Source organism: Hominisplanchenecus sp. (assembly GCF_046967715.1).
In the GTDB taxonomy this organism is placed as follows: domain Bacteria; phylum Bacillota; class Clostridia; order Lachnospirales; family Lachnospiraceae; genus Hominisplanchenecus; species Hominisplanchenecus faecis.
This window is the reverse complement of the sequence record NZ_JBKVNQ010000070.1, coordinates 1-12,524: the sequence shown is the minus strand read 5'-3', so window position 1 is coordinate 12,524 and position 12,524 is coordinate 1. Positions and strand designations below refer to the sequence as shown.

Sequence of the window (12,524 nt, the reverse complement as noted above, 5' to 3'; positions counted from 1 at the left end):
ATACTTTGACAAATACTTATTATCGCTATATGGGAAGACTGAAAATAACTCTGAAAAAAGCGAAAAATAAAAACGGTTTTGTGATCACAGATATCAAAAGAGTGAGAACGGAGAATGTTAATATTTAAACAGATAGTTAATCGTGGTTTTGTTTGTTTGGTCACTTTCATTATACAACATTATCGAAATTAAGGTGCCTTTCTTTTAGGCAAAATCACGAACTTGCTCATTTATAGGTAATAAAATAAAAACAGTTGACAAAATAGCTTTTTCTCGGTAACGTGGAGAAAAGGCTATTTTTTTCAACAACATTATTTATAGGAAGGACAGGTGAATCTATGAAAAAAGCGACCTCAAAATTACTGTTATTTTTCTTTTGCATGAGTTTTCTTATGGTGATTCCAAAGAAGGTAAATGCAGCAGAAATCATTCCGGTCAATATCTCGGTAAAATATGGTCAGACAGAAGGCCGAAAGATCTTTGACATGATCAATGAGATGAGAACAGACAGCTTCGATGCATGGTGTTGGAATGATGATAATGAAACAAAAACCAGATATGATAACCTGAACGAGCTTGCTTACGATTATGATCTGGAGAGAATTGCAACGAAGCGTGCAGCAGAACTTGCATTATTGTTCGATCATGGAAGACCAAACGGTGAAAGCTTTTTCAGTATTTATGAGGAAGAAGGTATCACTTATCGTGCAGCTGGAGAGAACATTGCAATGGGATATCGTACAGCAGAAGCAGTAAATGCGGCATGGCGTGAAGATGGCGAGCCGTATAACGGACAGGGACATCGAAGGAATATGCTGAATCCTAAGTTTAATTGTGTTGGAATTGGGCATGTTTACCTGGATGGCTGTCATTACTGGGTAGAAGAATTTGCATACAGAACTTCTGTTAATACCACGGAAACAACAGCAAATGACAGTGAGCAGACCATGAGCCTTTCGGTGCCGAAAAGCAAGGTTACGGGTCTTAAAGTAGCGTTTGACAAAACTTCCTATAGCCTCCGAACCGGAGAATCAATAGAAGTAAAGCTTACGGCTAAGCTTACTGTTTTTGGAAGCGATACGATCGTGACAGATCTGCCGGCTATTTCAATAAATGATCCTTCCATTGCCACCTATAGCAATGGGAAAATTACAGGAGTAGCAGAAGGAAGTACGACATTGACGGCATCTTTGTACGGACTGACAGCAGCAGATATGCCAACGATAAATGTGTATAGGTGTGAACATCATTGGGATCAGGGAGAGATCATAACAGAAGCAACCTGCACAGAAGAAGGCGAAAAAAAATTCACCTGTAGTATCTGCGGTGATGAAAAAACAGAAAAAGTAAGTGCAACAGGTCATCAGCATACGGAAATCCGCAATAAAAAAGAAGCTACCTGTAAGGAAACAGGCTACAGCGGAGATACCTGGTGCAAAGATTGTGGAAAGAAAATCTTATCCGGTCAGACGATTGCAAAAACAGAAAATCATAGCTGGGATGCCGGAAAAGTCACAACAAAAGCAACCTGCACAGAAGAAGGCGAAAAAACATTTACCTGTAGTATCTGCGGTGATGAAAAAACAGAAAAAGTAAGTGCAACAGGTCATCAGCATACGGAAATCCGCAATAAAAAAGAAGCTACCTGTAAGGAAACAGGCTACAGCGGAGATACCTGGTGCAAAGATTGTGGAAAGAAAATCTTATCCGGTCAGACGATTGCAAAAACAGAAAATCATAGCTGGGATGCCGGAAAAGTCACAACAAAAGCAACCTGCACAGAAGAAGGCGAAAAAACATTTACCTGTAGTATCTGCGGTGATGAAAAAACAGAAAAAGTAAGTGCAACAGGTCATCAGCATACGGAAATCCGCAATAAAAAAGAAGCTACCTGTAAAGAAGAAGGCTACAGCGGAGATACCTGGTGCAAAGATTGTGGAAAGAAGATCTTATCCGGTCAGGCGATTGCAAAAACAGAGGATCATAGCTGGAATCAGGGAGAGATTACAAAAGAACCAACCTGTAAAGAGGAAGGTGAAAAAACATTTACCTGCAGTATCTGCGGCAATACAAAAACGGAAAAAGTGAGCACAACGGACCATCAGCATATGGAAATCCGCAATCAGAAGAATCCTACCTGCAAGGAAGCAGGATATAGTGGAGATACTTATTGTGCGGATTGCGGAGTGAAAATTTTCTCCGGTAAGACGATTGCAAAAACAAAGAACCATAACTGGGATGGAGGAGTGATCACAACAGAACCGACCTGTACAGAGCGAGGCGAAAAAACATTTACCTGCACGATCTGCGGAAATACAAATACAAAGAAGGTAAATGCAACAGGACACCGTTATGGAGCATATAAAGTTGTCAAAGAGCCGACAAATAAAAGAAAAGGACTGAAGAGCAAAACTTGCAGTGTATGCGGAAAAATAGTTTATGAGGGGATACCAAAGACAAATTTTTCGCCGACAGATTCTTCAGAGACAAATCCGGATCAGAATCCGCAGACAAGCCAGAAAACCACGCGAAAAATTAAACTGAACCGCAGGAAACTGACTTTGAAAAAAGGCAAAAGTTTCAGATTGAAAGTTACGTTAACTCCGGCAGACAGCCAGGATAAGATTACTTACAAGACTTCCAATAAGAAAATTGCGACAGTTAGCAAAACAGGAAAGATCAAAGCAAAGAAAAAAGGAAAAGTAAAGATTACGGTGATTTCCGGCAAGAAGAAAGCAGTTTGCACTGTAAAAGTGAAATAAGTGTAAAGGAAATGGAAATGCTTATGAAAAACAGAAAGTTATATCAGATGTTAGCTGTAACAGCAGGAGTGCTGCTTCTTTCTGGCTGTGGTGCTTCCTCCGCACAGGAAACGGGCATAACATCATCCGATCCGCAGGAAGCAACCACAATTTCTGAAGAAACAAAAGCACCAGATAGTACAGAAAGTACAGAAAACACAAAAAGCACAGAAAGTAAAGCATCAGAATCCGAATCTTCGGCTGAGACAGCAGCAGAAACAGAATCTCAGTTGCAGCAATCTGAAATACAGCCGCAGCAGACGGATCAGCAGATTTCACGAATCAATTATTATGATGCGGATGGCAAACTGATCTACTACGACAGTTATGCTTATTATGATAACGGTTTATTATGCAGCACTACGCTTCATTCCGTTGATTATTATGACAATGGAAACGGAGAACAGGATTCCTATACGGGCAATGAATATACGTTTCTGTATCTGTATGATGCGGATGGTAATATCAAAACAACGATGCCGGGTTCCCTGACAATTGCAGATAACTACAATGATGAGACGGGGGAATTTGTGCTGGATTATGATTATGATGCGGATGGAAATTCAACACCGCTTATCATTTATCCCAAAGAAGAAAGTATTGAGCAGGAGAAGTTTCATGTGGATCCGTCAAAGACAGAAAGAATCTACGGGGCTGCACCGATTCTTCCGACGCGGGCAGAAAATGGATGGACTTCTTCCTATTTAAATGAAATCTTTTCGCAGGATGCACCAACAGACATGACAGAAGTCCGGTTTCTGGATATCAACGACGACGGGCAGCCGGAGCTCTGGCTGGATTATGGATATGGTTATGCAGGCGGAGAAGTATTTACAACGGATGGCAGCACGACGGACAAAGTTTACCTGTCACATGGAGCGGCCTATACAATCCCTGGCAGCAATCTGCTGCATACAACCGGTGGACATATGGGTGGATATTATGACGAGATTTATAAGATTGAAAACGGAAAGTTCGCTACAGTTGCCAAAGGCAGTTATGGGGAAACAGAAGATCAGCAAACGGATGAAAACGGTGAACTGATTTACCGTTATTACTGGAATGGTGAAGATGTGTCAGAAGAACAGTATGAGCAGAACCTGAAAGAACTTTTTGATCAGGATCAGGCGGAGGACATTTATCAGAATATCTATACATTTGAACAGAGCAAGGCACTGCTTCAGCAGATGATGTAAAGATTATGAGTGGAAACACGGATTGTACTTAAAAAAAAACAACAAAAACAGTAAAAAAGCTCTTGCATTTACAAGGGCTTTTTATTATAATAGCCAGTGTTGTGACATTGATAGCGTTGAAGCGTGAGGTTGCTGCGGACTCAAATCGCAGGTTTTCCGTGGAGCGAATGTCAAGTTATAAAACTGGCGACAAGTCACTGTACAATATAGAGAACGTCCGGGTAAGCCGGAAACACCGTGTGAGATTTGAGACACACACGGCATAGTGTACAGTCACCGCTTGTCGTACTGAAACAAAGTGCGAAAAGGAGGCGACTTTTTTATTATGGCAACAAGTCAAGTAATGAGAATCACATTAAAAGCATATGACCATCAGCTGGTTGATGCATCTGCAAAAAAAATCATCGAAACTGTAAAAAAGAACGGATCTAGGGTGAGCGGACCGGTGCCACTGCCAACAAAGAAAGAAGTAGTGACAATTCTGAGAGCCGTACACAAATACAAAGATTCCAGAGAACAGTTTGAGCAGAGAACTCATAAAAGACTGATTGATATCGTAGCACCGACTCAGAAAACAGTTGATGCACTCTCCAGACTGGAAATGCCGGCTGGTGTTTACATCGATATCAAAATGAAAAACAAATAATGAATTTGTTCCGTAAATTATCCTAAAGGGTTGATATAGAAGTAACGCAAGTTCCACTTATATCGATTGTTTGACTAGGATGATTGCACAACACAGTGTAATCCGCTGTAGAAAAACAGGAGGTAAATCAATGAAGAAAGCGATTTTAGCAACAAAAGTCGGAATGACTCAAATCTTCAATGAAGACGGAGTGCTTACTCCGGTAACCGTTCTGCAGGCAGGTCCTTGTGTAGTAACACAGATCAAAACAGTAGAAAACGACGGTTACAGTGCAGTACAGGTTGGTTTTGGCGACAAGAGAGAAAGTCTTGTAAACAAACCAATGAAAGGTCAGTTCAGCAAAGCTGGTGTATCCTGCAAGAGATTCGTAAGAGAGTTCAAATTTGAGAATGCTGAGGATTACAAAGTAGCAGACGAGATCAAAGCTGACATCTTTGCAGCTGGTGATAAGATTGATGCTACTGCAATTTCCAAAGGTAAGGGATTCCAGGGTGCGATCAAGAGACATGGTCAGCACAGAGGACCGATGGCTCATGGTTCTAAATTCCATCGTCATCAGGGTTCAAACGGTGCCTGCTCCGATCCGAGCCGTGTATTCAAAGGAAAAGGAATGCCTGGACAGATGGGAAATAAGAGAATCACCATCCAGAACCTGGAAATCGTAAAAGTTGACGTTGAGAACAATCTTCTCTTGGTTAAAGGTGCAGTACCAGGACCTAAAAAATCTTTAGTGACAATTAAAGAGACTGTAAAATCTGGTAAGTAAGCATTTTCGAAAGGAGGAACACACAGATGGCAAACGTATCTGTTTTTAATATGGAAGGCAATGAAGTTGGCACTATGGAGCTCAACGATGCCATTTTCGGTGCGAAAGTAAATGAGCACCTTGTGCATCTGGCAGTTGTAAGTCAGCTTGCAAACAAACGTCAGGGTACACAGAAAGCAAAAACCCGTTCTGAAGTATCCGGTGGCGGAAGAAAACCTTGGAGACAGAAAGGAACCGGTCATGCAAGACAGGGTTCAACAAGAGCTCCGCAGTGGACAGGCGGCGGAATGGTATTCGCTCCGGTGCCACGTGATTACACAATCAGACTGAACAAAAAAGAAAAAAGAGCAGCTCTGAAATCTGTTCTGACTTCTAAAGTTCAGGAAAACAAATTCATCGTTGTTGATGAACTGAAATTTGACGAGATCAAGACAAAAGCTATGAAAAATGTTCTGGCAAACCTGAAAGCTGACAAAGCACTGGTTATCCTGAATGACAACGACCAGAACGTAGTTCTGTCTGCAAGAAATATCGAAGGTGTTGAGACGGCTCTGACAAATACCATCAACGTATTTGATCTGCTGAAACACAACACCGTTGTAGTTACAAAAGCAGCTGTAGAAACAATCGAGGAGGTGTACGCATAATGGCAAATGTACAGTACTATGATGTGATCTTAAAGCCGGTTATCACAGAAAAAAGCATGAACGCTATGGGCGACAAAAAATACACCTTTTTTGTTCATCCGGAAGCAACAAAAACTCAGATTAAAGAAGCTGTAGAAAAAATGTTCGAAGGAACAAAAGTAAAAAGCGTAAATACCATGAACATCGACGGCAAGAAGAGAAGACGTGGTATGACAGTCGGAAAAACAGCTAAGAGCAAAAAGGCAATCGTTGCTCTGACAGAGGACAGCAAAGATATCGAAATCTTCCAGGGACTCTAAGATCTGACTTAATCAAACGATATACGCAGGCTAAGCGTGACAATAAATAGTTGAAAGGAGAAACAACAATGGGAATTAAAACATATAACCCATATACACCTTCCAGAAGACAGATGACTGGATCTGATTTCTCTGAAATTACAAAAACGGCTCCTGAGAAAAGCTTGGTAGTATCTCTGAGCAAAAACTCCGGACGTAATAATCAGGGTAAGATCACAGTAAGACACCGCGGAGGCGGAAATAGAAGAAAATACAGACTGGTAGATTTCAAGAGAAAGAAAGACGGAATCGCAGCAAAAGTTATCGGTATCGAATACGATCCGAACAGAACAGCTAATATCGCACTGATCTGCTACGCAGACGGTGAAAAAGCATACATCCTGGCACCGGCCGGACTGAAAGTCGGCATGAAAGTTATGAGTGGTGCTGAAGCAGAAGTAAGACCAGGTAACTGCCTGCCTCTGTCTGCTATCCCGGTTGGTACTATGGTACACAACATCGAACTGTATCCTGGAAAAGGCGGACAGCTGGTTCGTTCCGCAGGAAACGGCGCACAGGTTATGGCTAAAGAAGGAAAATACGCAACACTGCGTCTGCCTTCAGGTGAAATGAGAATGGTTCCGATCAACTGCCGTGCAACCATCGGTGTAGTTGGAAACGGAGAACACAACCTGATCAACATCGGTAAAGCCGGAAGAAAACGTCACATGGGTATCAGACCTACTGTTCGTGGTTCCGTAATGAACCCGAATGACCATCCACACGGAGGTGGAGAAGGTAAGACCGGTATCGGTCGTCCAGGTCCATGCACACCTTGGGGCAAACCTGCACTTGGCTTGAAGACAAGAAAGAAAAACAAACAGTCTAACAAGCTGATCGTAAGAAGAAGAGACGGAAAAGCGCTGAATAATAAATAGGATATAGGAGGTTGAATCCATGGCACGTTCACTGAAAAAAGGACCATTTGCTGATGCAAGCTTACTGAAAAAGGTAGATGCCATGAACGCAGCAGGCAGCAAACAGGTTATCAAAACCTGGTCACGCCGTTCTACAATCTTTCCACAGTTCGTAGGACATACAATTGCTGTTCATGACGGAAGAAAACATGTTCCTGTATATGTTACAGAGGATATGGTTGGACACAAACTCGGAGAGTTCGTAGCAACCAGAACCTACAGAGGACATGGTAAGGACGAGAAAAAATCTGGCGTTCGCTAGAATCGGATAATCAGTCGAAAAGGAGGTTATATCTATGGCTAAAGGACATAGATCCCAGATAAAGAGAGAAAGAAATGCTCAGAAGGACACAAGACCGTCAGCTAAGTTATCTTACGCCAGAGTCTCTGTTCAGAAAGCATGCTTCGTATTGGATGCTATTAGAGGCAAAGATGTTCAGACAGCACTTGGTATTGTAACTTACAATCCAAGATATGCATCTGAGCTGATTGCAAAATTATTAAAATCAGCAATTGCAAACGCTGAAAACAACAACGGTATGAGTGTTGAAAACCTTTATGTTGAGGAATGTTACGCAAATAAAGGACCTACAATGAAGAGAATCAGACCAAGAGCACAGGGCAGAGCTTACAGAATCGAAAAGAGAATGAGCCACATCACCATCGTGCTTAATGAGAAATAGGGAGGTAAAGCATGGGACAGAAAGTTAATCCACACGGCCTGAGAGTCGGTGTTATTAAAGACTGGAATTCTAAATGGTATGCTGAAGCTGACTTCGCTGATTATCTGGTAGAAGATCATAAGATCAGAACATACCTCAAGAAAAAACTGTACAGCGCAGGAGTTGCAAAAATCGAAATCGAGAGAGCTTCCGACAGAGTAAAAGTTATCATTTACACTGCTAAACCGGGGGTTGTTATCGGTAAAGGCGGCTCTGAAATCGAAAAAGTAAAAGCAGAAGCTCAGAAACTCACTTCTAAGAAGCTGATTATCGATATCAAAGAAGTTAAGAGACCGGACAGAGACGCACAGCTGGTAGCTGAGAACATCGCTCTGCAGCTTGAAAACCGTGTTTCCTTCAGACGTGCTATGAAATCTACAATGGGACGTTCTATGAAAGCAGGAGCAAAGGGTATCAAGACTTCCGTATCCGGCCGTCTTGGCGGAGCTGATATGGCTCGTACAGAGTTCTACAGCGAAGGTACTATTCCACTGCAGACATTGAGAGCAGATATTGACTATGGATTTGCTGAAGCAGATACAACTTACGGCAAACTTGGCGTTAAAGTTTGGATCTACAAAGGCGAAGTTCTTCCAACGAAAGGCAATAAGGAAGGGAGCGATAAATAATGTTAATGCCAAAAAGAGTAAAGCGTCGTAAACAGTTCCGTGGCTCCATGGCTGGTAAAGCGCTTAGAGGAAATAAAATTACAAATGGTGAATATGGTCTTGTCGCTTTAGATCCATGCTGGATCAGATCCAACCAGATCGAGGCAGCCCGTGTTGCTATGACTCGTTACATCAAACGTGGTGGTAAAGTTTGGATCAAAATTTTCCCAGACAAACCTGTAACTGCAAAACCAGCTGAAACCCGTATGGGTTCCGGTAAAGGAACTCTGGAATACTGGGTAGCAGTAGTTAAACCGGGCCGTGTAATGTTTGAACTTGCAGGAGTTCCGGAAGAAGTTGCTCGTGAAGCATTACGTCTTGCTATGCATAAATTACCTTGCAGATGTAAGATCGTTGCCAAGGCAGATTTAGAAGGCGGTGATAACAGTGAAAATTAATAAGTATGTAGAAGATTTAAGAACGAAATCAGCTGCAGAATTGAATGAAGAATTAGTAGCTGCTAAAAAGGAACTCTTCAACCTGAGATTCCAGAACGCAACAAATCAGTTGGACAATACAAGCAGAATCAAAGAAGTTCGCAGAAACATTGCAAGAATCCAGTCCGTTATTACAGAGAAAGCTGAATAATCAACGGTAACATTCTGCTAGAAAGGAGCAATGGTTAAAGATGGAAAGAAATCTTAGAAAAACTCGTGTCGGCAAGGTCGTAAGCAATAAGATGGATAAAACAATCGTAGTTGCTATCGAAGAGCATGTAAAACATCCGCTTTACAAAAAGATCGTGAAAGACACATATAAATTAAAAGCACATGATGAAAACAACGAGTGCAGCATTGGTGATACAGTAAAGGTTATGGAAACAAGACCGCTGTCCAAGGACAAGAGATGGAGACTTGTTGAAATCGTCGAAAAAGTGAAATAGTATATAGGAGGTATATCAGCATGATCCAGCAGGAAAGTAGACTGAAGGTGGCTGATAACACTGGTGCAAAAGAGATTCTGTGTATCAGAGTTATGGGCGGATCTACCAGAAGATATGCAAGCATTGGTGATGTAATCGTAGCTACGGTTAAAGATGCAACACCAGGCGGTGTTGTTAAAAAAGGTGATGTTGTAAAAGCAGTAGTTGTTCGTACAGTTAGAGAAACACGCCGTAAGGATGGTTCCTACATCAGATTCGATGAGAACGCTGCAGTTATTATTAAAGATGACAAAACTCCAAGAGGAACCCGTATTTTTGGACCAGTAGCCAGAGAGCTTCGTGAAAAACAGTTTATGAAAATTGTTTCACTGGCTCCGGAAGTATTATAAGGAGGTACCAGATGTCAGCTTATAAAATTAAAAAAGGTGATACCGTTAAAGTAATCGCCGGTAAAGATAAAGATAAAGAAGGCAAAGTAATCGCAGTTGACACAAAGAACCACAGAGTTCTGGTTGAAGGTGTAAACATGGTTACAAAGCACACAAAACCGTCAGCAGCTAACCAGCAGGGCGGAATCGTTGAAACAGAAGCTTATATCGCAGTTTCAAACGTAATGTACCTGCACAAAGGTCAGCCGACAAGAATCGGATTCAAGATGGACGGAGACAAAAAAGTTCGTTTTGCCAAGAAAACTGGCGACGTAATTGATTAATTGAGAGAGGAGGTCGCAAAAGTTGAGTAGACTGAAAGAGAAATACCAGAACGAGATCGTAGACGCATTAATGAAAAAATTCGGATACAAGAACATCATGGAAGTTCCGAAGCTTGACAAAGTTGTTATCAACATGGGTGTTGGCGAAGCAAAAGAAAACGCTAAACTTCTGGAAGCAGCTGTAAAAGATATGGAAACCATTACTGGTCAGAAAGCAGTTCTGACAAGAGCTAAAAACTCCGTTGCTAACTTTAAAATCCGTGAAGGCATGCCAATCGGATGCAAAGTAACACTGCGCGGCGAAAAAATGTATGAGTTCGTAGACCGCCTCATCAACCTGTCACTGCCACGAGTACGTGACTTCAGAGGTGTAAATCCTAATGCATTTGACGGCAGAGGTAACTATGCTCTGGGTATCAAAGAACAGTTAATTTTCCCTGAAATCGAGTATGATAAGGTCGATAAGGTAAGAGGTATGGATGTTATTTTCGTAACAACTGCCAAGACAGATGAAGAAGCTCGCGAATTATTAACTCAGTTCAACATGCCGTTTGCAAAATAGTTAGGAGGGAAATTTCATGGCTAAGACAGCAATGAAAATCAAACAGCAGCGTAAACAGAAATTCTCCACAAGAGAATATACACGTTGCAATATTTGTGGACGTCCACATTCTGTTTTAAGAAAGTACGGAATCTGCAGAATCTGCTTCCGTGAATTAGCTTACAAGGGACAGATCCCGGGTGTTAAGAAGGCTTCCTGGTAGGAACCGGATTTAAATAAAATAAACGATCGGCTGATTTATCAGTCCGATCATATGTCCAAACGAGATTTATGATAAAACAGGTAACAATGTAAACAATTAATATATATGCACATGTAAAGTCTGAATAACAGGAGGAAACTAACATGACAATGAGCGATCCAATCGCAGATATGCTTACAAGAATCCGTAACGCAAACACTGCTAAACATGACACAGTAGATGTACCGGCTTCCAAAATGAAAATTGCTATCGCAAACATTCTGGTAGACGAAGGATACATTAAAAAATACGATCTGGTAGAAGATGGTATCTTCAAAACAATCCATATTGAACTGAAATATGGTGTTGACAAAAACGAAAAAGTTATCACAGGTATCAAGAGAATCTCCAAACCTGGTCTTCGTGTATACGCAGGTAAGGATGAACTGCCAAGAGTACTGGGCGGACTGGGTATTGCAATCCTGTCTACAAACCAGGGCGTTATCACTGACAAAGAAGCTCGTAAACTTCAGGTAGGTGGAGAAGTTCTGGCATTCGTTTGGTAGGCATTGAGCACTTAGCGAAAACAAGCGTCAGCGTAGTTTGAGGTTAGTGCGAAAGCTCTTCCTGAACCTTAACGAGTACAAACCGCAAGGTGCAGTACGAGTTTAGTTGAGGGAAGATTCATTTCGAATAGATAGAACAGTAATTTACTGAAAACAGAGAGGACACAGGGTCCTTTCCGAAAATTTAAGTAAGGAGGAAAGATACATGTCACGTATCGGAAGAATGCCGGTAGTTATCCCGGCTGGTGTAACAGTTGATATTGCAGAAGGCAATAAAGTTACAGTTAAAGGTGCAAAAGGAACTCTGGTAAGAGAGTTACCTGTTGAAATGGAAATCAAGATCGAAGATGGTCACGTAGTTGTTACAAGACCGAACGATTTAAAGAAGATGAAATCCCTGCATGGTCTGACAAGAACACTGATCCACAACATGGTAGTTGGTGTAAGCGAAGGCTATGAAAAAGTTCTGGAAGTTAACGGTGTTGGTTACAGAGCTCAGAAACAGGGTAAAAAACTGGTACTGTCCCTTGGATATTCTCATCCGGTAGAGATGGAAGATCCGGAAGGACTTGAGACAACAGTTGACGGAAACAAGATTGTTGTTAAAGGTATCAGCAAAGAAAAAGTTGGCCAGTACGCAGCTGAAATCAGAGAAAAGAGAGCACCGGAACCTTACAAGGGTAAAGGTATTAAGTATGCTGATGAAGTAATCAGACGTAAAGTTGGTAAGACTGGTAAGAAATAATTAAGGAGAGTGTGAAAATGGTTAGCAAAGAATCAAGAACAAAAATTCGTGAGAAAAAGCACAGAAGACAGCGTAACCGTTTCAGTGGTACAGCTGAAAGACCACGTCTGGCTGTGTTCAGAAGTAATAATCATATGTATGCTCAGATTATTGACGATACAGTTGGAAACACTC

Annotated in this window: 20 protein-coding genes; all 20 read left to right on the top strand. The window is 41.6% G+C overall.

Translation table 11 applies throughout. The features are described from left to right. Positions 1–392: 392 nt before the first annotated feature. Entirely contained in the window at positions 393–2,762 is a 2,370-nt protein-coding gene (locus tag ACLTL4_RS09835; protein ID WP_412291119.1) for an Ig-like domain-containing protein, read from the top strand. A 23-nt stretch (positions 2,763–2,785) separates the two neighbouring features. After that, positions 2,786–3,997, top strand: coding sequence for a hypothetical protein (locus tag ACLTL4_RS09830; protein WP_412291120.1), 1,212 nt, complete (start codon positions 2,786–2,788; stop codon positions 3,995–3,997). 325 nt (positions 3,998–4,322) lie between these two features. Continuing rightward, positions 4,323–4,643: a 30S ribosomal protein S10 gene (gene rpsJ, locus ACLTL4_RS09825; RefSeq protein WP_022119162.1), complete on the top strand. Its 321-nt coding sequence runs from the start codon at positions 4,323–4,325 to the stop codon at positions 4,641–4,643. Positions 4,644–4,773: 130 nt separating this feature from the next. Continuing rightward, on the top strand, positions 4,774–5,409 hold the full coding sequence (gene rplC, locus ACLTL4_RS09820; protein WP_147632276.1) for a 50S ribosomal protein L3: 636 nt from the start codon (positions 4,774–4,776) through the stop codon (positions 5,407–5,409). Positions 5,410–5,435: 26 nt separating this feature from the next. Further along, entirely contained in the window at positions 5,436–6,056 is a 621-nt protein-coding gene (gene rplD / locus ACLTL4_RS09815; protein ID WP_022119160.1) for a 50S ribosomal protein L4, read from the top strand. After that, positions 6,056–6,355, top strand: a complete 300-nt coding sequence (rplW, locus tag ACLTL4_RS09810; protein WP_022119159.1) for a 50S ribosomal protein L23 — start codon at positions 6,056–6,058, stop codon at positions 6,353–6,355. The genes rplD and rplW overlap by 1 nt, the downstream gene beginning before the upstream one ends. Positions 6,356–6,423: 68 nt before the next feature. Then, positions 6,424–7,272, top strand: coding sequence for a 50S ribosomal protein L2 (rplB, locus tag ACLTL4_RS09805; protein ID WP_173896026.1), 849 nt, complete (start codon positions 6,424–6,426; stop codon positions 7,270–7,272). Positions 7,273–7,291: 19 nt separating this feature from the next. Continuing rightward, on the top strand, positions 7,292–7,573 hold the full coding sequence (gene rpsS / locus ACLTL4_RS09800; RefSeq protein WP_022119157.1) for a 30S ribosomal protein S19: 282 nt from the start codon (positions 7,292–7,294) through the stop codon (positions 7,571–7,573). Between the two features lie 34 nt (positions 7,574–7,607). Then, positions 7,608–7,994, top strand: coding sequence for a 50S ribosomal protein L22 (rplV, locus tag ACLTL4_RS09795; protein WP_022119156.1), 387 nt, complete (start codon positions 7,608–7,610; stop codon positions 7,992–7,994). Between the two features lie 11 nt (positions 7,995–8,005). Next, a complete protein-coding gene (rpsC, locus tag ACLTL4_RS09790; RefSeq protein WP_022119155.1) occupies positions 8,006–8,662 on the top strand; it encodes a 30S ribosomal protein S3 in 657 nt (218 codons plus the stop codon). Continuing rightward, the gene (rplP, locus tag ACLTL4_RS09785; RefSeq protein ID WP_022119154.1) at positions 8,662–9,099 is read left to right on the top strand and encodes a 50S ribosomal protein L16; all 438 of its coding nucleotides are present in this window, start codon (positions 8,662–8,664) and stop codon (positions 9,097–9,099) included. Before rpsC ends, rplP begins: the two co-directional genes overlap by 1 nt. Then, complete coding sequence (gene rpmC, locus ACLTL4_RS09780; protein ID WP_022119153.1) at positions 9,089–9,289, top strand: 50S ribosomal protein L29; 201 nt, start codon at positions 9,089–9,091, stop codon at positions 9,287–9,289. Before rplP ends, rpmC begins: the two co-directional genes overlap by 11 nt. Before the next feature lie 40 nt (positions 9,290–9,329). Further along, the gene (gene rpsQ / locus ACLTL4_RS09775; RefSeq protein ID WP_022119152.1) at positions 9,330–9,584 is read left to right on the top strand and encodes a 30S ribosomal protein S17; all 255 of its coding nucleotides are present in this window, start codon (positions 9,330–9,332) and stop codon (positions 9,582–9,584) included. A 20-nt stretch (positions 9,585–9,604) separates the two neighbouring features. After that, the gene (gene rplN / locus ACLTL4_RS09770) at positions 9,605–9,973 is read left to right on the top strand and encodes a 50S ribosomal protein L14 (RefSeq protein WP_022119151.1); all 369 of its coding nucleotides are present in this window, start codon (positions 9,605–9,607) and stop codon (positions 9,971–9,973) included. A gap of 11 nt (positions 9,974–9,984) precedes the next feature. Beyond that, positions 9,985–10,296 (top strand): 50S ribosomal protein L24, encoded by a 312-nt coding sequence (gene rplX, locus ACLTL4_RS09765; RefSeq protein WP_022119150.1) that lies wholly within the window; start codon positions 9,985–9,987, stop codon positions 10,294–10,296. A gap of 22 nt (positions 10,297–10,318) precedes the next feature. Continuing rightward, entirely contained in the window at positions 10,319–10,858 is a 540-nt protein-coding gene (rplE, locus tag ACLTL4_RS09760; protein ID WP_022119149.1) for a 50S ribosomal protein L5, read from the top strand. 16 nt (positions 10,859–10,874) lie between these two features. Continuing rightward, positions 10,875–11,060: a type Z 30S ribosomal protein S14 gene (locus ACLTL4_RS09755; RefSeq protein ID WP_008707268.1), complete on the top strand. Its 186-nt coding sequence runs from the start codon at positions 10,875–10,877 to the stop codon at positions 11,058–11,060. 143 nt (positions 11,061–11,203) lie between these two features. Then, entirely contained in the window at positions 11,204–11,605 is a 402-nt protein-coding gene (gene rpsH, locus ACLTL4_RS09750) for a 30S ribosomal protein S8 (RefSeq protein WP_022119147.1), read from the top strand. Positions 11,606–11,810: 205 nt separating this feature from the next. Then, positions 11,811–12,350 (top strand): 50S ribosomal protein L6, encoded by a 540-nt coding sequence (gene rplF / locus ACLTL4_RS09745; RefSeq protein WP_022119146.1) that lies wholly within the window; start codon positions 11,811–11,813, stop codon positions 12,348–12,350. 17 nt (positions 12,351–12,367) lie between these two features. Then, positions 12,368–12,524: 50S ribosomal protein L18 (locus tag ACLTL4_RS09740; protein ID WP_412320475.1), on the top strand; the 157-nt coding region annotated here is incomplete at its 3' end.